Here is a 19,131-nt window from a genome sequence, read left to right on the forward strand (position 1 = left end):
TCCGGGCCGCGAGCACTCCCCCGCACGACAGATCGGAGCACGACGATGACCCACGCTGAGCACCTCGACGACCTCACCCTCGAAGAGAAGGCGTCCCTGACGAGCGGCGGGAGCTTCTGGTCGACGAAGGCGGTCGAGCGGGTCGGCATCCCGGCCGTGACGCTGACGGATGGGCCGCACGGGGTGCGCCTGCAGCGGGAGGGCGGCGACCACCTCGGCCTCGCCGACAGCGTCCCGGCCACGTGCTTCCCGCCCGCCGTCGCGCTCGGCTCGAGCTGGGACGCGGACCTCGTCCGCCGCGTGGGTGTCGCGCTCGGCGAGGAGGCCAAGGCGGAGGGTGTCGGCGTGCTGCTCGGCCCCGGCATCAACATCAAGCGGTCCCCGCTGTGCGGGCGCAACTTCGAGTACTTCTCCGAGGACCCGCTCGTGAGCGGCGTCATGGGCTCTGCCCTCGTCGGCGGCCTGCAGAGCCAGGGCGTCGGGTCGTCGCTCAAGCACTTCGCCGCGAACAACCAGGAGACCGACCGGCTGCGGATCAGCGCCGACGTCGACGAGCGCCCCCTCCGCGAGATCTACCTGCGCGCCTTCCAGCGCGTCGTCACCGAGCAGCAGCCGTGGACCGTCATGTGCTCGTACAACAGGATCAACGGCGTCTACGCGTCCGAGAACCACTGGCTGCTCACCACCGTCCTCCGCGAGGAGTGGGGCTACGAGGGCCTCGTCGTCTCCGACTGGGGCGCCGTCGACGACCGCGTCACCGGCATCGCGGCCGGGCTCGACCTCGAGATGCCGGCCAGCGGTGGGCGCACCGATGCTCAGCTCGTGGATGCGGTGCGCTCCGGCGACCTCGACGAGCAGCACGTGACCACCGCCGCCCGCCGCTCGCTGGAGCTCGTCGACAAGATCGTCGCGGGCGCAGACGCATCCGCAAGCTACGACGCGGAGGCACACCACGCGCTTGCCCGCGAGGCCGCCGGGCGCAGCATCGTGCTGCTGAAGAACGAGGGCGAGCTTCTCCCGCTCGCCCCCGCCTCGAGCGAGAGCATCGCGGTGATCGGCGAGTTCGCGCGCACTCCCCGCTACCAGGGCGCCGGCAGCTCGCTCATCAACCCGACCCGGCTCGACGACGCCCTCACGGAGCTGAGCCGGGTTGCCGGCGACCGGGTCCGATTCGCGCCCGGCTTCACGCTCGACGACTCCGGCGACGCCGACGCGCTGCGAGCGGATGCGGTCGAGGCCGCCGCGAGCGCATCCGTCGCCGTCCTCTTCCTCGGCCTGCCAGCGCACGAGGAGTCCGAGGGCTTCGACCGCGCGCACATCGACCTCCCCGCCGACCAGCTCGAGCTGCTCGAGGCCGTGCACGCGGCGAACGAGCACGTCATCGTCGTGCTCTCCAACGGCGGTGTCGTCCGCACCTCGACGTGGCAGGACCTCGCCCCGTCGATCGTCGAGGGCTGGCTCCTCGGGCAGGCCGGCGGCGGGGCGATCGCCGACGTGCTCTTCGGCCTCGTCAACCCGTCCGGGCGCCTCGCCGAGACGGTTCCCGTGCGCCTCGAGGATTCCCCGGCGCACGTCGGGTTCCCCGGCGCGTTCGGCCACGTGCGCTACGGCGAGGACATCTTCGTCGGCTACCGCGGCTACGACGCGCGTGCAAGCGAGGTCTCGTTCCCGTTCGGCCACGGCCTGTCGTACACGAGCTTCGCCTACGAGAACCTCGCCGTCGAGGTCGACGACAGCGGTCTGCGCATCCAGGTGGATCTCACCAACACGGGGAGCAGGGACGGCCGCGAGGTCGTGCAGGTCTACACGGGCCTCCCCGGCTCCGCCGTACCCCGCGCGACGCGCTCGCTCGCTGCGTTCGCTGTCGTCGAGGTGGCTGCCGGCTCGACGGTCCCCGTCACCATCGAGGTGCCCCGCTCCGAGCTCGCCTACTTCCACCCGATCGCCGGGCAGTGGACGGTCGAGGGCGGCGAGTACCTCGTCGAGGTTGGTGCCTCGAGCCGCGACCTCCGCGCCTCGACGCAGGTAGTGGTCGCGGGTGACGAGCTCGCGCTCACCCTCGACGAGACCTCGACGATCGCCGAGTGGCTCGACGACGAGCGGGGTGGCCCACTGCTGCGCACCGCACTGCTCGAGGGCGACAGCGGCCTGGCCGGAATGCTGGCCGACCCGGAGATGCTCAAGATGCTCGGCTCCATGCCGCTCGGGCGAGTAGCTGCGTTCCCCGGCAGCCCACTCGATGAGGCGGCGCTCGGCGGGCTCGTGCAGAACGCGAAGGGGTAACAGAGAGCGCAAAGGGCGAGCGGAGCGCCGGCGACGTGCCGGTTCGGGGATCCCGGACCGGCACATCGATTCAGGCGGGCAGCACCGCCCGAACCTGCGCGCGCACCTGCTCGACGAGGTCGTCGTCGGACAACGAGGCGTTGATCGACGCGGCCATGGTCGTGAACATGATGGCGGAGACGACCTGCGCAAGCGTGCGCGCGGTGTCGTTCGTGGCGGCGGTCTCCCGCTCGATGACGTCGGCGACCAGGTCCTGGGTCTGGCTCGTCAGTGCCAGCGCCTCTGCATGCCGAGGCTCTTCCGGGTCGCCGAAGACCATCTCCCGCAGGTAGGTTCGCCCGTTCTCGATCTGCTTGCGGTTGCACGCGACGACGGGGCGAAGCACGGCAAGCACGCCGTCGAGCGCGCCGGTCGTCTCGGCCACAGCCGCCCGACCCTCCTCGAGCGCAGCCTCGTACATGGAGTTCTGCACGAGCAGCAGCAGCTCGCCCTTGGTCTTGGCGTAGAGGAACAGCGTTCCGGTGCCGATGTCGGCGCGGTCCGCGATCTCCTGCGTGGTGACGTCATCGACCCCGCGCTTGGCGAAGAGCTCGCCAGCAGCCGCCGTGATGCGCTCGAGCTTGTCGAGCTTGTTTCGCTCGCGGCGACCCATCGGACGGACGTCGGTGGTCATCCAGATCTCCTCCGGGAATAATTCGTGAGCATGCTCAGTTATGAGTTTAGTCGCTAAGGTGTGGGTTCGGTACCCGTGCCGATTCTTCCACGCCGCCGCAGCGCCCATCCGCTGCCCGGAGGTCCGCAACAATCCACCGACTAGAAAGAGCCCCACATGCCTTCATGCAACGGAGCAGTTGTCCTCGTCACCGGCGCGAACGGGGGCATCGGCACGAACTTCGTCCGCGAGGCCCTCGCCCGCGGCGCCGCCAAGGTCTACGCCACGGCCCGCACGCCACGAACCTGGGACGACGAGCGGGTCGTGCCCCTCGCCCTCGACGTCACCGACTCGGCATCCATCGCCGCCGTCGTCGAGGCGGCACCCGACGTGACCGTGCTCATCAACAACGCCGGGGCCTCGGTCTCGTCCCCGGGCATCCTGTCGCACAGCGACGAGGAGATCCGGGCGAACGTCGCGACCAACTTCCTCGGCCCCGTCTTCCTCGCGCGCGCCTACGCGCCGCTCCTCTCGAACCGTGAGGGCGCAGCCATCATCGACGTGCACTCGGCACTCAGCTGGTACGCGGTCAACGGCATCTACAGCGCCACGAAGGCCGCACTCTGGTCGGCGACGAACTCGCTGCGCCTCGAACTCCAGCCGGCAGGCGTGCACGTCGTGGGCGTCCACGTCGGCTGGGTCGACACGGCCATGGCCGCGCACACCGATGACCCGAAGACCGACCCGGCCGTGCTCGTCTCGAAGGTCTTCGACGCGACCGAGGCAGGCGAGTACGAGGTGCTCGCCGACGAGACGTCGGTGCAACTGAGGGCAGGCCTCAGCGCCCCGCTCGAAGCGGTCTATCCGCAGCTCAGCCGCGCGACCAGCTAGCGGCTCGCAGCACGCACGACCTGGGAGGGGCGCCGCCACCAAGCGGCACCCCTCCTTCGGCCGGAACCGTGATGGCTTTCGCTGACCCTGATGGGTTTTTTCCCATCACCGGTCGCCGAAACCCATCACGTGCATCGCCGAAACCCATCAACGTCGCCGAGACCGACAACCATCGGCCACGCGCGACGCGCGCCTCAACACGAAGGTGGCGTGGCTCCCGGACAGTCGGGAGCCACGCCACTCTTTTGGCCGCTTGCCGAGCGCTACGCTTCCGGCTCGGCGAGGATCTCTCCGTCGCGCACGAAGGTCAGCGCTGCCGTGACGTCATAGGCGCGCACGGCGGATGCGACCGGGACGAGCAGCGCCGAGAGCTGACCACTGTCTCGCTCCGACGCGAAGCACGTGTCTTGCGCCGCGTCAGCGGGTGAGGAACTCGACGGCGACGGGTGCGAACTGGTGGTGGTACTGGAAGATGCCTCCGTGGCCCGAGTCGGAGTACATGACGAGCTCGGAGCCGGCGATGCGCCTGTGCAGGTCGTTGGAGAGCACCGACGGCACCATGCGGTCGTTGTCGCCGTTGGCGATGAGGGTCGGCTGCGTGAGGGTCGAGAGGTCGGAGGGCGCGGAGCGTCCGTAGCGCTGGATGGCCCCCAGCTGCGTCTGGAACGCCTTCGTGCTGATCGACTTGTCGCGGTCGACCGTGCGCTCGGACAACCGGGCGACGAACGCCTTCGCGGCCCGCTTGCCACGGTCGTCACGATTGAAGAAGAGGAACTCCTTGATGTCGGAGCGGGTGAGGATGGAGCGCACGAGGTCGAGGTAGGTGACGCCGACGACCTTGTCCATGTCCTTGCCGCCGCGCGGACCGGTGCCCGTGAGCACGAGCCGGCGCACGAGGTCCGGGTGCTTGACGACGAGGTCCTGCGCGATCATCCCGCCCATGGAGAACGAGAAGATGTCGACCTTGTCGTAGCCGAGCGCGGTGATGAACTCGTACGCGTGGTCGGCGGCTTCCTCGATGGTGCCGGGGACGACGCCCGTCGAGGCGCCGACGCCGCGCTGGTCGAAGGTGATGACGTGGCGCTTCTCGGCGATGGGGTCGACGATGCGGGGGTCCCAGTTGTCGAGCGTGGCCGCGAGGTGCACGAAGAAGATGACGGGGATTTCCTCCTTCGGGCCCAGCTCCCGGTAGGCGTAGCTGATGCCGCCCACGGTGATGCTCTTCGCCGGGGCGAGCGTGTAGGAGGTGACGACGGGCTCATTGGATGCAGTGCTCATGATGTTCTCTCTTGGAACTTTGAGGGGGTTGGTGGGGTGTGGCCGCCGATGGTCAGCGGCTGCTGATGACTGCCTTGCCGCGAATGCCGCCGCCCCTCAGCGACTCGAGCGCGTGCACGGTCTCGTCGAAGGGGAAGACTCGTCCCACTGTGGGCTTGATCGCTCCACGCTCGACGAGCGCGGAGATCTCACGCAGCTGCTCGCCGCTCGCGCGCATGAAGAGGAAGCGGTAGTCGACGCCGAGGCGTTTCGCCTGCTTGCGGACCTTGCCGCTGAGCCCGGCGATCGCAAGGCGCAGCACGGGGTTCAGGCCGGCACTCCGGGCGAAGTCGGGGGTGGGGGGACCGGAGATGCCGACGGCGATTCCGCCGGGCCCCAGGATGCGGAGCGACTTCTCGAGGTTCTCGCCGCCGAGGCTGTCGAGCACGAAGTCGTAGCCGCTGAGGAGCTGCTCGAAGTCCTCGTTGCGGTAGTCGATCGTGTGGTCGGCGCCGAGCTCGCGAGCGAACGCCGCGTTGGATGCGCTGACGGTGGTGGCGACCTCTGCTCCGAGGTGCTTCGCGAGCTGGATCGCGATGGATCCGACTCCGCCCGAGCCGGCGTGGATGAGGACCTTCTGCCCACGCTGCACGTTGCCGATCTCGACGAGCGCCTGCCAGGCGGTGAGGGCGACGAGCGGGAGCGAGCCCGCCTCTTCCATGGAGATGGAGGACGGTTTGGGCGCCACATCCGCTTCGTCGATCGCGATGCGCTCGGCGAACGTGCCGATGCGGTGGTCGCGAGGCCTCGCGTAGACCTCGTCTCCCGGACGGAACCCGCGAACCGCGGCGCCGACCCGAAGCACCGTACCGGCGACATCGTGCCCGAGGGTCAGCGGCAGCTTGTACGGCAGGATCTGCTTGAACTCGCCGATGCGGATCTTCTCGTCGAGCTGGTTCACCCCGGCGGCCTGCACCTGGACAAGCACGTCGTGCTCTCCCATGATCGGCTCCGGGATATCGGCGAGCTGCAGGTTGGCCTTGTACTTGGAGAAGACGAATGCCTTCATGGTTGATGCTCCTTGTGGTCTGGATGGGGTCGAGAACGGCTGGTTGAGTGGGGTCACCGTTGCAGGAACGTGCGTACGGCGGCGACGACCTCGTCATGGTGCTGGAAGACAACCCCATGGCCGGCGTCTGGGAAGACGGTGAGCGATGCGCTCGGGAAGACCTCGGTGAGCACCGCCGCGTTGGCGTGCGGAACCAGCAGGTCGTCGGCTCCGTGCAGGAGCAGGACCGGGCCGGGGAATGCTGAGCTTCCGGGCAGCGGACGCTGCCCGAATGTGTGGACCGCGGCGAGCTGTGCGCGAAGCACCCGCGGGGTCACGCTGCCGTCCCGGTCGTTGGTGCGCTCCTTGAGTCGCGCGGAGTAGGACTGCGCTGCGGCGCGACCAGCTGCGCTCCGGGTGAAGAAGAGGCTGGATTTCGGGTCTCGGAAGGCGAGGGCCGCGCGGAGCGAGCCGCCCACCATGATGCGCGTCATGTCCACGAGTCCCGGACCGCCTGCCGGGCCGGTGCTGATGAGGATCAGGCGGTCGACGAGGTCCGGCGCCAGGGCAAGGAGCCGCTGCGCGACCATGCCGCCCATGGAGAGGCCGAAGAGGTCCACCCGGTTGAGTCCGAGTGCCCGGATGGCCGCGATCGCATCGAGCGCCATCTCGTCGATCGAAGCGCGCACACGACCTTCAGATCGGCCGACGCCTCGGTACCCGAGCAAGATGACGCGGCGGTCTTCGGCGAGACCGTCGACGATGCGTGGGTCCCAGTCATCGAGGTTGGCACCCAAGTGGTTCAGCGCCACGATCGGCATCCCGTGGGCCGGGCCGATCTCTCGGTACACGATGCCGTGCCCGTCGACCGTGACCGTCCTGGTGCTCGCCCCCTGTGCGAGGCCCTTGCCTGCGGGGATTGCCATGTTCGTATCCTTCAGTCGCTTTTCCGTATTTGCCGAGTAAGCTCAATCATGAGTTCACTCACTTATTTTGTCAAGGAGGCGCCGTGAACACGCAGAATCGGCCGACGGGACGCAGGGGGCGCGCAAAGCAGGACAAGCACGAGCGCATCATGCGTGCAGCGAAGGCGCTCTTCACCCACCACGGCATCAACGGCGTGACGACACAGCAGGTCGCTGACGAGGCGGACGTGGCCATCGGCACGCTCTTCCTCTACGCGTCGACGAAGGCGGAGCTGCTCATCATGGTGCAGAACACGAAGTTCGCCGCCGCCATCGACGACGGCCTCACCGCCGCACGAGCGGCCGCGCCGTCAACAGATGCGCGGCACGATGCGGTCAGCACCGCCATGGCGCTGCTCCGCCCCGTCGTCGTCTGCATTCGAGAGCATCCCGACAACGGGCGCACCTACCTGCACGAACTCGTCTTCGGTGATCCCGGCGAGGCGCACCGCGCCGAGGGACTCGCGCTCGCAGCCCGCCTGGAGACTGGAATCGCCTCGATCCTCGACCGCACTGAGCCGGACATCACCCCAGAGCGGGCGGCGCTCCTCGCACGAGTCATCACCGCCATCGTGCACATCACCACGACAGCCTCGGTCTTCTCTGAGCTCGACGACGACACCATCCTCGCCGACATCCGAAGGCAGATCCGAGCCTCGGTCGACGGCACGACCCCATCCACTCCGCAGCACCCAATCGAAAGGCCACAACCATGAACACGCACTACGACCTCGTCATCCTCGGAGCTGGGCCTGGCGGCTACGTCGCCGCGATCCGTGCCGCACAGCTGGGCAAGACGGTCGCCGTCATCGAAGAACGGTACTGGGGTGGGGTGTGCCTCAATGTCGGCTGCATCCCCTCGAAGGCGCTACTCCGCAATGCGGAGCTCGCGCACACCTTCCAGCACAAGGCGGAGCAGTTCGGCATCGTCGGCGACGCCACCTTCGACTACGGCGCGGCATTCGACCGGAGTCGGCACGTGGCGGACGGTCGCGTGAAGGGAGTGCACTTCCTGATGAAGAAGAACGCCATCACCGAGATCGACGGGCGCGGAACGTTCCGTGACGCCTCCACGATCGACGTGAACCTGAGCGGAGGTGGCGTCGAGACGGTCACGTTCGACGACGTCATCATCGCGACCGGGTCGACCGTTCGACTGCTGCCCGGGGTGGAGCTCAGCCCCCGGATCGTCACTTACGAGACCCAGATCCTCACCCGCGAGCTGCCTGCGTCGATCGTGATCGTCGGCGCGGGGGCGATCGGCATGGAATTCGCCTACGTCCTCGCGAACTATGGCGTCCGCGTCACGATCGTCGAGTACCTCGACCGAGCACTGCCGAACGAAGACGAGGAGGTGTCGAAGGAGATCGCGCGGCAGTACCGCAAGCTCGGCATCGACCTCGTGACCCGGGCCGAGGTCGCCTCGATCACGGACGAAGGAACCCGCGTTGCGGTCACGTACACGACCGCAACCGGCGAGTCCAAGACGCTGCACTCCGACCGGGTCCTGATGTCGGTCGGGTTCGCTCCACGCATCCACGGCTACGGCCTCGAGCACACCGGAGTCGAGCTCACCGAACGCGGAGCCATCGCGATCGACAGCGTCATGCGCACCTCCGTCCCGCACGTGTTTGCGATCGGAGATGTCACGGCGAAGCTGCAGCTCGCGCACGTCGCGGAAGCCCAGGGGGTGGTCGCCGCCGAGACGATCGCCGGCGTGGAGACGATGCCCATCGAGGACTACCGGATGATGCCGCGAGCGACGTTCAGCCAACCGCAGGTCGCCTCCTTCGGTCTGACCGAGCAGCAGGCGCGAGACGAGGGGCACACGATCGTGGTCTCCAAGTTCCCCTTCACCGCGAACGGCAAAGCTCAGGGACTCGGAGAGCCCGGCGGTTTCGTCAAGCTGATCGCCGACGCGGAGCACGGCGAGCTCCTCGGCGGACACCTCATCGGCTCAGACGTCGCCGAGCTGCTCCCCGAGCTGACCCTCGCGCAGAAGTGGGACCTCACGGCGACCGAGCTCGCACGCAATGTCCACACGCATCCAACCCTCGGCGAGGCCCTCCATGAGGCGATCCACGGACTCACCGGCCACATGATCAACCTGTAGGGAGGTCAAGTTGATGGGCCTGAGCGTTCGACTCAGGGACGCGCGAGCTGCGTGTAGAGCGCCTCGATCGGCGCCGCGAGGCCAGCCTTGACCTGGGTACTGAGCTCGTCGGCGACGACCTCGTAGGAATCAGCCTCGACGCCGTCGAGGACCGCGGCGACCAGGTCCTCCGGCCGCATCTTGGCATCCTGACTGTGGGCGGCCATCGCCGTGTCCACGTAGCCGACGTGCACACCCGTGACGAGCACGCCGCTCGGCGCGAGCTCGAGCCTGAGGGCGTTCGTGGCAGACCAGAGCGCGGCTTTCGACGCGCTGTACACACCACCGAAGGCGACCCAGCTCGCGACGGAGTGCATGTCGATGAGCGCCGCGCCCGTCGCGCGGCGGAGCGTCGGTGCGAAGGCCCGGGCCACGGCGAGGGGCGCGAAGAAGTTGATCTCCATGTTCCGGCGGATGTCGTCCTCGCTGATGTCGAGGAGGCTTGCCGTCGGGGGAAGCCCTCCCGCGTTGTTGATGAGCATCGTGACGTCGCCGGCCGTCTCGACGGCAGCTTTGATCGACGCGGAGTCGGTGACGTCGAGGGTGAGGGGGACGATTCGCTCGTCGCCCCACTCGCGCGGGGTGCGGGCAGAGGCGTAGACCTTCGCGGCTCCGCGGTTGAGGGCTTCGGCGACGAAGGCGGAGCCGATGCCGCCGTTCGCTCCGGTGACGAGGACGATGGCGTCGGTGAGTGCAGGCATGAGGTGACTTTCTGTGGTGATGGAGCAGAGGTTGGGGTGAAGTGGGAGTGGGGCTCAGCTGGCCTTCGGGTAGAGCGGGCGCAGTGCGGAGGCGAGCACGCGGTCGAGCGCCCGGTCGGGGAGGATGCGCGCGAGGCGAGTCAGGATCGCGGCGTCGCGCCCGATCGTGTAGCGGGTCCTGGGCCTGGGGTTGGTGGCTGCCGTTGCAATGATCTTCCCCGCCACCGCCGCGTCGACGCCGTCCTTGAGGAACCCCTCGGACTGCGCGAGGATCGCGTGCATGAGGCCGCCGTAGCGCCGCTCCTGGTCTGGCGTCATGTTGGCGATGAGGGTCTTGGCAGTGGCCCCGCCTCGCCCGACCATCTCGGTGCGCACTGCACCGGGCTCGACGATGACGACCTTTACGCCGTGTGGGGCGAGCTCGCGTCGCAGGGAGTCACTGACTGCTTCGAGTGCGTACTTCGAGCCGGAGTAGGCGCCGTACGTGGGCTGCGCAAGGCGCCCGCCGACTGAGCTCATCATGACCACGCGGCCCCGGCTGCGGAGAAGCGCCGGCATGAGCGCCTGCGTGACCTCGATGTGCCCGAAGAAGTTCACATCGAATTGGCGACGCCATTCCGTCATGGGGAGCGCTTCGACCGGGGCGTTGACGGCGATGCCCGCGTTGTTGACGAGGGCGCGCAGAGGGCGCCCGTCGGCTTCGACGATGGATGCGAGGTCGGCGATCTGCTCGGGTCGTGTGATGTCGAGGATCACGGGTTGCACGTTCGCGCTCTCGAGTGCACGGCCGTCGCTTTCCTTGCGCACGCCGGCGAGCACGAAGTGCCCTTGGGCGGCAAGGGCACGAGTCGTGGCTGCGCCCATTCCAGTGGATGCGCCGGTCACGACGAAGAGGGATGATTTTTCAGGTGACAGTGTCATCTCAGTAGGCTAGCACCCCAGTTGACGCTGTCAACTGTAAGATGGATGCATGGTCAGTCGTCAGGAATCCGCCGCAGCCACGCGCCGCTCCCTCCTCGGAGCCGCTCGGGACCTTCTCAAAGCGGGAGGCCCGCAGCGAGTCACCCTCCGCGAGGTCGGGGCGAGAGCCGACGTGTCACGCGGGGCCGCGTACCGCCATTTCGCCGATAAGGAGAGCCTGCTCGCCGCCGTCGGCGCTGAAAGCTGGGACCGCATCGCCGAGCAGCTGAGGCAACTGCGCGACGACGAGCACGCGAACCCGCGGATGCGCATCCAGTCAGCCCTGGAAGCACTGCTCACTGTCGGGCGCGACGAACCCGAAGTATTCAAGATGATGTTCACGATGCCCGCGACTAACCCGGAACCCTCGATCGAGGCCGCCAGCCGCGCCCAGGCCGAGTTCCTCGGAATCGTGGGAGACGCCGTCGGACCGGAACGCGCACACCTCTACGGCGCACTCCTTCTCACGGGAGCCCACGGCATCGCGAGCATGGACGCGAGCGGCCACCTCTCCCCGCAGATGTGGGAGACCACGCCGGAGCAGCTCGTGAGCACGCTCGTGGAGCTGGTCACCCCGGAGGCGACAGAACCCCCCATTCCCGACGACGACGCGAGCCGCTGACACCGACACCGACGTGCGCGGTTCCAAGGTCAAGCCGATGAGATGTGGCCTGACCTCCGCGCGATCGAGATGAGAACGATGACCGCGACGCACATCGCGCCGAGCACCGCGGCGGCGACCAGGACGGCCGTGGCGAGCGTCCCACCCGTGGCGATCGCACCAACCCCGATCGCGGTGCCCGCTTGCAATGCGTACGCGACGACGTAGAGCAGCGACAAGCTCGCGCCGCGGTGGTGCGCGGGCGCGAGCCTGTTGATGAGGCCGAGTCCGCCGGTGAATGCGAGTGCGTAGGCGACGCCGCCCACGATGCACCACCCGAAGAAAAGCGGGAGGGAACCGAACGCACTGGCAGCGGCCATGAGCACAAGGCTGAGCAGGGTCACGACGGCGCCGGCAAGCACGGAGGCGTGCGCGGAGATCCTGGAGAGCAGGAGGCCCGTGACGCCGATGGTCGCCGAAGAGCAGGCCAGGATGACCCCGATCAGCGCACTGTTCTCCGTATCCGCGAACTCCCGGATCATGTGCGCGCCGAGGGACAGGAAGATCGCGCCGACGCAGTATGCGAGCGCGACCGACAGGGTCGAGATCATGAACCCGAGCCGGATGCCCGTCGGCACCTTGGGCGCCTGGGGGCGCCAGCGGCGGCGCACCGTCGGCCGGTCGTCCGGCGAGAGCACCAGCAGCCAGATGTTGACCACTGCCAGGACCAGAAGCACGACGTAGCTCCAGACGAGCGGCATCGCGACGAATTCCGCGAAGAGTCCGCTCAGAGCGAGAGCAGCCGTCAGGCCGACGGCAGTGGAGACGGTCGCCGCGGAGCTCGCGAAGCGTGGGCTCGCGCTCGTGTTGTTCTCCACGAGAGAGGCGGTCGCCGCGCCCATCGCGAGTCCCGCTCCGAGCCCCTGCAGGACCCGGCCGGCAAACAGGAACCCGACGTTCGGGGCAACCGCGAACACGAGGGCGGATGCGCCGATCAGCGCGACTCCCCCGATCATCACGCAGCGCCGACCGAACACGTCGGAGAGGTTCCCGAAGAGGGGCAGCGCGACCACGAGAGCCAGCTGGTATGTGGCGAAGACGCTCGTGACGACGACGGGCGACAGGCCCCACTGCTCGGCGTAGAGCGGATACAGCACGCTCGGCGCACCGGACGACCAGAGGGCGATGGCAAGCACGAACGCCGCGGCCCAGAAGGCGCGGCGCGTGCCCGGGCGCGATGGCGCTTGCTGCAGGTCAGCCTCAGGCAGTTGACGTGCTCGGCGCATGCAAAGTCTCCTTGGGCTCGTCATGGGCGCGCGGCATCGGGGAAGCGCCGCCTGGCACGACCATAGGAAGCTGACTCTGTTTTAGCAACTCAGATGGTCGCTCACGGTCACACTCGGACGGGTCAGCCTGGCTCCGGAAAATGGAGTCAGGCTAGAGTCACCCCATGCCTCGCCAGTCGCCCGCCCTCACCAAGGCTCTCAACGGCTCTTGCGCGATCGCCCGCTGCCTCGGCGTTCTCGACGACCCGTGGAGCTTCCTCCTCATCAGGGAGGCACTGCTCGGTCGACGCACGTTCGCCGAGTTCCGCGACAGTCTCGGCATCGCCAGCGACGTGCTCAGCGCCAGGCTCGCGAAGCTCGTCGAGGCCGACGTGATGACAAGAGCCTCATACCAGGAGCCCGGTCAGCGCACGCGAGAGGCGTACGACCTCACCCCGTCAGGCCGCGAGCTGAGCGCTGTCCTCATCGCCATGAAGCAGTGGGGCGAAACACACGTGCCCCGAGAAGCACCGGCGAAGGTGGATGCCCGCAGCCAGGGAAGCGAGTGCCAGGTCTCCTCGCAGCTCATCGACGCCCGAGGCCGGCCCGTCGACGCCGACAAGGTGTCCTTCGTGCGCCGCTGACCGACACCTCGGCCTCAGCTCCCAGCAACCAGCCTCATCCAGGGATCACCGATCCCTGGATGAGCGAGCCCTGAATCGAAGAAGATCGACCCAGCAGAGTGGTTCCAGCAGCCAGACTGCACCTTCGCCTCACCGGCGGAGCGATCTCGACATCGACACCACTCAGGAGCATCCCGTGCCCAAGAACCGCGACATCCCAGTCCCCTCCCTCACCGGCCAACTCGCCCTGGTCACGGGTGCGAGCGACGGCATCGGCATCAACATCGCCGCCAGGCTCGCCCGAGCCGGAGCGACGGTCATCATGCCGGTCCGCAACCAAGCCAAGGGCGAGAAGGCGGCGGCGCGCATTCGAGGAGCGAACCCGGATGCGAAGCTCGAGCTGCGCCAGCTGGACCTCTCCTCGCTGGCATCGGTCTCGGCCCTCACCGAGGAGCTCGTCGAAGACGGGCGCCCCATCAACATCCTGATCAACAACGCCGGGGTGATGACACCACCAGAGCGCCGCACCACGAGCGACGGCTTCGAGCTGCAGTTCGGCACCAACCACCTCGGCCACTTCGCCCTCACGACCGGCCTGCTCCCCCCTCCTCAAGGAGGGCAGGGCGCACGTCACGACGCAGATCAGCATCGCCGCCAACCAGGGCGCCGTGAACTGGGACGACCTGAACTGGGAGCGCAGCTACAGCAAGATGGGCTCGTACAGCTCGTCGAAGATCGCGACCGGCCTGCTCGGGATGCACCTCCACCGCCTCAGCGAGGCGAACGACTGGGGCATCCAGAGCAACCTCTCGCATCCTGGCGTCTCACCCACGAATCTCCTCGCCGCGCAGCCGGGCATGGGGCGAGCCAGCGACACCACCGAGGTCAAGGTCATCCGCCTCCTCTCACGGGTCGGCATCACCGGCACCCCGCAGAGCGCCGCCCTCCCCGCCGTCCTCGCTGCCACGAGCCCCGACGCGAAGGGTGGCCGCCTCTACGGCCCGAAGGGCCCAGGCCACATCGGCGGCCGCCCGGCCGAGCAGACGCTCTACTCGCGCGTCGCGAGCGAAGCGGATGCACGCCGCCTGTGGGAGCTCTCCGAACAGCTCGTCGCCGAGCACGTCGCCCGCTAGCCTCGCCTCATGGACAGAGCCCAGCTCGCCGACTTCCTCCGCAGCCGCCGCGAGGCGCTCCAACCCGAGGACGTCGGTCTGACGAAGGGACCCCGCCGCCGCACGCAGGGGCTGCGGCGCGAGGAGGTCGCTGCACTCAGCGACATGTCGGTCGACTACTACAGTCGCCTCGAGCAGAGCCGCGGCCCCCAGCCTTCGGAGCAGATGCTCGCCGCCATGGCGCGTGGCCTGCGGCTGACGGCCGCGGAACGCGACCACCTCTTCCACCTCGCCGGCCACCAGGCACCTCGCCGCGCCATCGGCGGCGAGCACGTGGCCCCCGGCCTCATGCGCATCCTCGACCGCCTGGCCGACACCCCGGCGCAGGTCATGACGGCCATGGGCGAGACGCTTGTGCAGACACCGGCCGCGCGCGCCCTCTTCGGCGACGAGACCCGCTTCGTCGGCAACGCCCGCAGCGTCGTCTACCGCTGGTTCACGGCGCCCGGCGCCCGCGACGTCTACCCGTCGGCCGACCACGAGAAGCTGTCTCGAGCATTCGCCGCGGATGCTCGCGGCTTCGTCGCCCAGCAGGGTCCAGGCTCTCGAGCGCAGCGGGTCGTGGATGCGCTCCTCGCCGAGAGCCCGGAGTTCGCCGCAATCTGGGCCGACCACGAGATCAACGCGACGCACGAGCTCGAGAAGCGAGTGCAGCATCCCGAGCTCGGGGCCATGGAGGTGCACTGCCAGTTCCTCATCGACCCCGCGCAGCACCAGACGCTGCTCGTGCTGACGGCCACGCCTGGCACAGAGAGCTACGACCGACTGCAGCTGCTCTCGGTCATCGGCACGCAGCGCCTCACCGCCGACGCCTGACTCAGGCGCCCGGCGTCCGGCACCCGACGACTGGCGTCCGACGTCCGACATCCGGCGTCCGGCGTCCGGCGTCCGAACACCCGCGCCCGTCGTCCGGCGTCCGAACACCCGCGCCCGGCGCCCTGCACCCGAACGCGCGCGCCCAGGCCGTGGAGTTGTGGCTTGTTGCTGCTGCGCGACGTCGCCACGACGTCACGCCACAACTCTGCGGTGGCCGTGACCCTGCTCGGGGCGGGGCGGGGCGGGGCGCATGCTTTCGGCGCATTCGCTGTGTCGGTACACAGTGGATGCGCATGCGTGGCACCTAGCCTGGCGGCGCCGTCGGGGATACAGCTCCGGCGGCCGACGACTGCCGCGGGCGAGCGACGTCACGCGGACAACCAGACGACAAAGGAGTTGCGACATGACAGATTTCACCGGACGCTCAGTGGTCATCACCGGCGGCGCGGGCGGCATCGGCGCGGCGACAGCTGAGGAATTCCTCAAGCTGGGCGCACGCGTGGCCCTGGTCGACCTCTTCCCGGAGCCCCTCGAGGCCGCGCGCGAACGCCTCTCGGCGCACGGCGAGGTCATCGCGATCGCCGCGGATGTCACCGACGAGGCCGACGTCGAGCGCTACGTCGCCCAGACCGTCGAGGCGTTCGGGACGATCGACGTGTTCTTCAACAACGCGGGCATCGAAGGCGCCGTCGGCCCGCTCACGGAAGCGAGCGTCGACAACTACGAGAAGGTCTTCGCCGTCAACGTGCGCGGCGTCTTCCTCGGCATGAAGCATGTCCTCAAGGTCATGACCGAGCGCGGCAGCGGCAGCATCATCAATACGTCCTCGGAGGCGGGCCTCGACGGGGCGCCCGGCGTCTCCGCCTACGTCGCGTCGAAGCACGCCGTGGTCGGCTTCACGAAGTCCGCCGCGCTCGAGGTCGCCCCGAGCGGGGTGCGGGTCAACAGCATCCACCCGTCCGGCGTGAACACGCAGATGGTGCGGCGACTGGAGGAGGGCTTCGGCGGCGGCGACACGGAGGCGGCGAAGGCCGGGTTCCAGGCCGCAATCCCGATGGGCCGCTACGCCGAGCCGCTGGATATCGCTCGGGTCGTCGTGTTCCTCGGCTCCGACGAGGCGTCGTTCGTGACCGGCGCGCAGTGGCGCGTCGACGGCGGCAACGGAGCCCGCTAACCCCGCGCGCCGCACCCCGCGCGCCGCACCCGCACCCACCCCGACGCGAAGAGGTCAGTTTCGCCCCATCCTGGGCCTCAGGATGGGGCGAAACTGACCTCTTCGGCGCTCGAGACGCGGGTGGTTCGGCGGAAGGCGCGGCGCGGGGCGCGGGAGGCGGGATGCGGCGCGGGCTTACGCGTCCGGCGGCCGCTTGGCGCGGGAAGCGCGCGTACGCGGTGCCGAGGCTTTCGCGCGGGTTCGCTTCGGGCGCCGCTCGTCGGCGTCGGCGTCGGCTTCGGCCTCGGCATCGTGGATGCGCGCCGGCCGCCACACGACGACCTCGGTTCGGCGGGCCGTGCGGCGACCGTGGGCGAGGGGCACGACATCGCCGCGTTCCCCGGCCGCGAAGATGCGACCACCGAGCCTCGTGAGGCGCTCGTCGGCGAGTTCCGCCTCGAGCGCCCGGACGCGGCGGCGCAGTCCCAGCACCTCGCGCTGCAGCTCGAGCACGCGGGCGATGCCCTCGAGGCTCACGCCCTCGTTCGACAGCACCGCGATCTCCCGCAGCTGCGCGACGTCGCGAAGCGAATACCGCCGCACGCGCCCGGCCGTGCGCCGAGGCGTGACGAGGCCCATCCGGTCGTACTGGCGAAGCGTCTGCGGGTGCATGTTCGCGAGCTCCGCCGCCATGGCGATCGCGAAGATCGGGGCGTCCTCGTCGAGGTCGGAGGGGAATGCCATGGGCGTCCCCTACCTGCCTTGGCGCGCGAGACGCAGCAGGTCCTCGCGGGGGCTCTCGTCTCCGGATGCGGCGACGAAGTCGGCGAGCGCCTTCTCCTGCGCGCTCGACAGGTGATTCGGCACGGCCACCTCGAGGTGCACGAGCAGGTCGCCCTTGCCCTTCTTCGACTCGATGCCCCTGCCCTTCACGCGGAGCGTCTTCCCGTTCGGCGTGCCCGGCGCGACCTTGACGCGCACGGTCTTGCCGTCGACGGTCGGCACCTCGATGGTGGCGCCGAGGACTGCCTCAGCGAAGGAGACCGGCACGGTCACCTCCAGGTTGAGGCCCGAGCGCGTGAAGACGGGGTCGGGTCGCACGGCGACGGTGAGGATGAGGTCTCCGGCTTCGCCGCCGTTCGGGCTCTGCCCGCCCTTGCCGCGGAGGCGGATCTTCTGCCCGTCCTCGACGCCGGCGGGAACGCGGACCTTCACGACCCGCCCATCCTGCCCCTGCAGCTCGACCGTGTCGCCGTGGATGGCGGTCATGAAGCTGAGCGTCGTGGATGCGCTCTGGTCGCGCCCCTTCTGCGGTCCGGTCTGGAACCCGGCAGGCCCGCCGGCACCTCCGCCGAAGCTGCCTGCCCCGAAGCCGCCGCCACCACCGCCGAACATGGAACCGAGGAGGTCCTCGAAGTCGGCGTTCGACGCGCCGCGGCGTCCGCCGCCACCGTTGAACATGCCTCCGAAGACGTCCTCGAAGCCCGCGCCCCCTGGGCCGCCTGGCCCCTGCTGGAAGCGGGCGCCCGAGCCCATGGCGCGCATCTGGTCGTACTCGGCGCGGTGCTCTGGGTCGGAGATGACCGAGTAGGCCTCGGAGATCTCCTTGAACTTCGCCTCTGCGGCAGTGTCGCCCGGGTGCGAGTCAGGGTGATACTGACGCGCGAGCTTCCGGTACTGCTTCTTGAGGTCTTTTTCGTCTACGTCCTTCGATACGCCGAGCACCGCGTAGAAGTCCTTGTCAAACCAATCCTGACTGGCCATATGGTCCTTCTGTTCCTAGGGATGAGCACGTGTCTTCCGGATGAAGACAGGAGGGGGCCCGCAGCTGCGGTGCCCCCTCCCGTGTTCGATCGGGCGGATGCGCCGATCGCGGTGCTTATGAAGCGGGTACGAAGACGGCTGCCTTCGCGACGCGGACGACGCGCTCGCCGATGGTGTAGCCGCGTTCGACGACGTCAGCGATCGTGTCGCTCGTGACCTCGGGGTTCGGCAGCTGTGCGATGGCCTCGTACCGCTGGGGGTCGAAGGCCTCTCCGGCTTCACCGTAGGCGGTGAGGCCGAGGCGCTCGACTGCGGTGCGCAGCTTGTTCGCGATGACGGCGACCGGGGTGTCTTCGATGAGGTCGCCGTGCTTCTGGGCACGGTCGAGGTCGTCGAGGACGGGGAGGAGGGACCGGAGCACTTCCGCCTTGGTGGCGTCGTAGGCCTCGGTCTTCTCGCGGTCGGTGCGGCGGCGGTAGTTGGCGTACTCCGCCTGGACGCGCTGCAGGTCGTGGAGGCGCTCCACTGCGAGATCGCTCTCGCCGGGGGCGCCTTCCGTTGGCGCGTCTTCTGCACCTTCGCCGCTGAGGAGCTTCTCGAGATCCTCGACGCTCAGGCCTTCAGCCGCGGCTTCAGCAGCCTGGCCGGCGGCCGGGTCGGCGTCGTCCGGTGTGGACTCCGCCGACTCGGCCCCAGCAGCCGTGCCGAGGTCGCGAACTTCGCCAGTCTCCGGGTCGATCCGACGCTTGTCGTTGATGATCGGCTCGTTTGCTTCTCCCGAGTTCTCGGGGCCGCGTGCTTCTGACTCGTTTCGCTCTTCAGCCATGG

General features: G+C 68.8%; 19 protein-coding genes and 1 pseudogene. 10 read left to right on the forward strand and 10 right to left on the reverse strand.

Going from position 1 to position 19,131, the window contains the following annotated elements; all coding sequences use genetic code 11:
• The first annotated feature begins 45 nt into the window (after nt 1–45).
• Nucleotides 46–2,283, forward strand: coding sequence for a beta-glucosidase family protein (locus ITJ61_RS11945; protein WP_194686291.1), 2,238 nt, complete (start codon nt 46–48; stop codon nt 2,281–2,283).
• 70 nt (nt 2,284–2,353) lie between these two features.
• Here the strand turns inward: ITJ61_RS11945 and ITJ61_RS11950 are convergent, their stop codons facing one another.
• The gene (locus tag ITJ61_RS11950) at nt 2,354–2,956 is read right to left on the reverse strand and encodes a TetR/AcrR family transcriptional regulator (protein ID WP_194686292.1); all 603 of its coding nucleotides are present in this window, start codon (nt 2,954–2,956) and stop codon (nt 2,354–2,356) included.
• A gap of 156 nt (nt 2,957–3,112) precedes the next feature.
• Here ITJ61_RS11950 and ITJ61_RS11955 point away from each other — a divergent pair, with 156 nt between their 5' ends.
• Nucleotides 3,113–3,826: an SDR family oxidoreductase gene (locus ITJ61_RS11955; RefSeq protein WP_194686293.1), complete on the forward strand. Its 714-nt coding sequence runs from the start codon at nt 3,113–3,115 to the stop codon at nt 3,824–3,826.
• A 417-nt stretch (nt 3,827–4,243) separates the two neighbouring features.
• On the opposite strand, the gene ITJ61_RS11960 is transcribed toward ITJ61_RS11955, so the two are convergent.
• The 3 genes from ITJ61_RS11960 to ITJ61_RS11970 are packed head-to-tail and all read right to left on the reverse strand — an operon-like array spanning nt 4,244 to nt 7,057.
• Nucleotides 4,244–5,104 carry an alpha/beta fold hydrolase gene (locus ITJ61_RS11960; RefSeq protein WP_104307459.1) on the reverse strand — a complete coding sequence of 287 codons (861 nt, stop codon included), beginning with the start codon at nt 5,102–5,104 and terminating at the stop codon, nt 4,244–4,246.
• 52 nt (nt 5,105–5,156) lie between these two features.
• The gene (locus tag ITJ61_RS11965; RefSeq protein ID WP_194686294.1) at nt 5,157–6,152 is read right to left on the reverse strand and encodes an NADP-dependent oxidoreductase; all 996 of its coding nucleotides are present in this window, start codon (nt 6,150–6,152) and stop codon (nt 5,157–5,159) included.
• Between the two features lie 53 nt (nt 6,153–6,205).
• The gene (locus ITJ61_RS11970) at nt 6,206–7,057 is read right to left on the reverse strand and encodes an alpha/beta fold hydrolase (RefSeq protein WP_194686295.1); all 852 of its coding nucleotides are present in this window, start codon (nt 7,055–7,057) and stop codon (nt 6,206–6,208) included.
• Nucleotides 7,058–7,140: 83 nt separating this feature from the next.
• Here ITJ61_RS11970 and ITJ61_RS11975 point away from each other — a divergent pair, with 83 nt between their 5' ends.
• Together ITJ61_RS11975 and lpdA are read left to right on the forward strand one after the other, a co-directional pair.
• Entirely contained in the window at nt 7,141–7,812 is a 672-nt protein-coding gene (locus tag ITJ61_RS11975) for a TetR/AcrR family transcriptional regulator (RefSeq protein WP_194686296.1), read from the forward strand.
• Complete coding sequence (lpdA, locus tag ITJ61_RS11980; protein WP_194686297.1) at nt 7,809–9,209, forward strand: dihydrolipoyl dehydrogenase; 1,401 nt, start codon at nt 7,809–7,811, stop codon at nt 9,207–9,209. Before ITJ61_RS11975 ends, lpdA begins: the two co-directional genes overlap by 4 nt.
• A gap of 32 nt (nt 9,210–9,241) precedes the next feature.
• Here lpdA and ITJ61_RS11985 read toward each other — a convergent pair whose 3' ends face one another.
• Nucleotides 9,242–9,949 (reverse strand): SDR family oxidoreductase, encoded by a 708-nt coding sequence (locus ITJ61_RS11985; protein ID WP_194686298.1) that lies wholly within the window; start codon nt 9,947–9,949, stop codon nt 9,242–9,244.
• A 54-nt stretch (nt 9,950–10,003) separates the two neighbouring features.
• A complete protein-coding gene (locus ITJ61_RS11990; protein WP_194686299.1) occupies nt 10,004–10,870 on the reverse strand; it encodes an SDR family oxidoreductase in 867 nt (288 codons plus the stop codon).
• A 49-nt stretch (nt 10,871–10,919) separates the two neighbouring features.
• Between ITJ61_RS11990 and ITJ61_RS11995 the strand changes: the two genes are divergently transcribed.
• Complete coding sequence (locus ITJ61_RS11995; RefSeq protein WP_194686300.1) at nt 10,920–11,531, forward strand: TetR/AcrR family transcriptional regulator; 612 nt, start codon at nt 10,920–10,922, stop codon at nt 11,529–11,531.
• A 29-nt stretch (nt 11,532–11,560) separates the two neighbouring features.
• Here the strand turns inward: ITJ61_RS11995 and ITJ61_RS12000 are convergent, their stop codons facing one another.
• On the reverse strand, nt 11,561–12,796 hold the full coding sequence (locus ITJ61_RS12000) for an MFS transporter (RefSeq protein WP_228496660.1): 1,236 nt from the start codon (nt 12,794–12,796) through the stop codon (nt 11,561–11,563).
• 164 nt (nt 12,797–12,960) lie between these two features.
• Here ITJ61_RS12000 and ITJ61_RS12005 point away from each other — a divergent pair, with 164 nt between their 5' ends.
• The 5 genes and pseudogenes from ITJ61_RS12005 to ITJ61_RS12020 all read left to right on the forward strand — a co-directional run bounded on the left by ITJ61_RS12005 (nt 12,961) and on the right by ITJ61_RS12020 (nt 16,560).
• Nucleotides 12,961–13,419 (forward strand): winged helix-turn-helix transcriptional regulator, encoded by a 459-nt coding sequence (locus ITJ61_RS12005; protein WP_194686301.1) that lies wholly within the window; start codon nt 12,961–12,963, stop codon nt 13,417–13,419.
• Nucleotides 13,319–13,945, forward strand: a pseudogene (locus tag ITJ61_RS20320) (SDR family NAD(P)-dependent oxidoreductase); the annotation flags it as partial. The gene ITJ61_RS12005 and the pseudogene ITJ61_RS20320, both read left to right, overlap by 101 nt.
• A gap of 121 nt (nt 13,946–14,066) precedes the next feature.
• Nucleotides 14,067–14,531 (forward strand): hypothetical protein, encoded by a 465-nt coding sequence (locus tag ITJ61_RS20325; protein ID WP_323744353.1) that lies wholly within the window; start codon nt 14,067–14,069, stop codon nt 14,529–14,531.
• A gap of 9 nt (nt 14,532–14,540) precedes the next feature.
• On the forward strand, nt 14,541–15,386 hold the full coding sequence (locus tag ITJ61_RS12015; RefSeq protein ID WP_194686302.1) for a helix-turn-helix transcriptional regulator: 846 nt from the start codon (nt 14,541–14,543) through the stop codon (nt 15,384–15,386).
• 403 nt (nt 15,387–15,789) lie between these two features.
• A complete protein-coding gene (locus tag ITJ61_RS12020) occupies nt 15,790–16,560 on the forward strand; it encodes an SDR family NAD(P)-dependent oxidoreductase (protein ID WP_194686303.1) in 771 nt (256 codons plus the stop codon).
• Between the two features lie 174 nt (nt 16,561–16,734).
• Here ITJ61_RS12020 and ITJ61_RS12025 read toward each other — a convergent pair whose 3' ends face one another.
• The 3 genes from ITJ61_RS12025 to ITJ61_RS12035 form a co-directional block, all read right to left on the reverse strand.
• Nucleotides 16,735–17,283 carry a heat shock protein transcriptional repressor HspR gene (locus ITJ61_RS12025; RefSeq protein WP_194686304.1) on the reverse strand — a complete coding sequence of 183 codons (549 nt, stop codon included), beginning with the start codon at nt 17,281–17,283 and terminating at the stop codon, nt 16,735–16,737.
• Between the two features lie 9 nt (nt 17,284–17,292).
• Complete coding sequence (locus ITJ61_RS12030; protein ID WP_104243659.1) at nt 17,293–18,303, reverse strand: DnaJ C-terminal domain-containing protein; 1,011 nt, start codon at nt 18,301–18,303, stop codon at nt 17,293–17,295.
• A gap of 115 nt (nt 18,304–18,418) precedes the next feature.
• Nucleotides 18,419–19,129: a nucleotide exchange factor GrpE gene (locus tag ITJ61_RS12035; protein WP_104243661.1), complete on the reverse strand. Its 711-nt coding sequence runs from the start codon at nt 19,127–19,129 to the stop codon at nt 18,419–18,421.
• Between the last annotated feature and the right edge of the window lie 2 nt (nt 19,130–19,131).

The organism is Pseudoclavibacter sp. VKM Ac-2888, from assembly GCF_015351285.1.
Classification (GTDB): Bacteria; Actinomycetota; Actinomycetes; order Actinomycetales; family Microbacteriaceae; genus Pseudoclavibacter.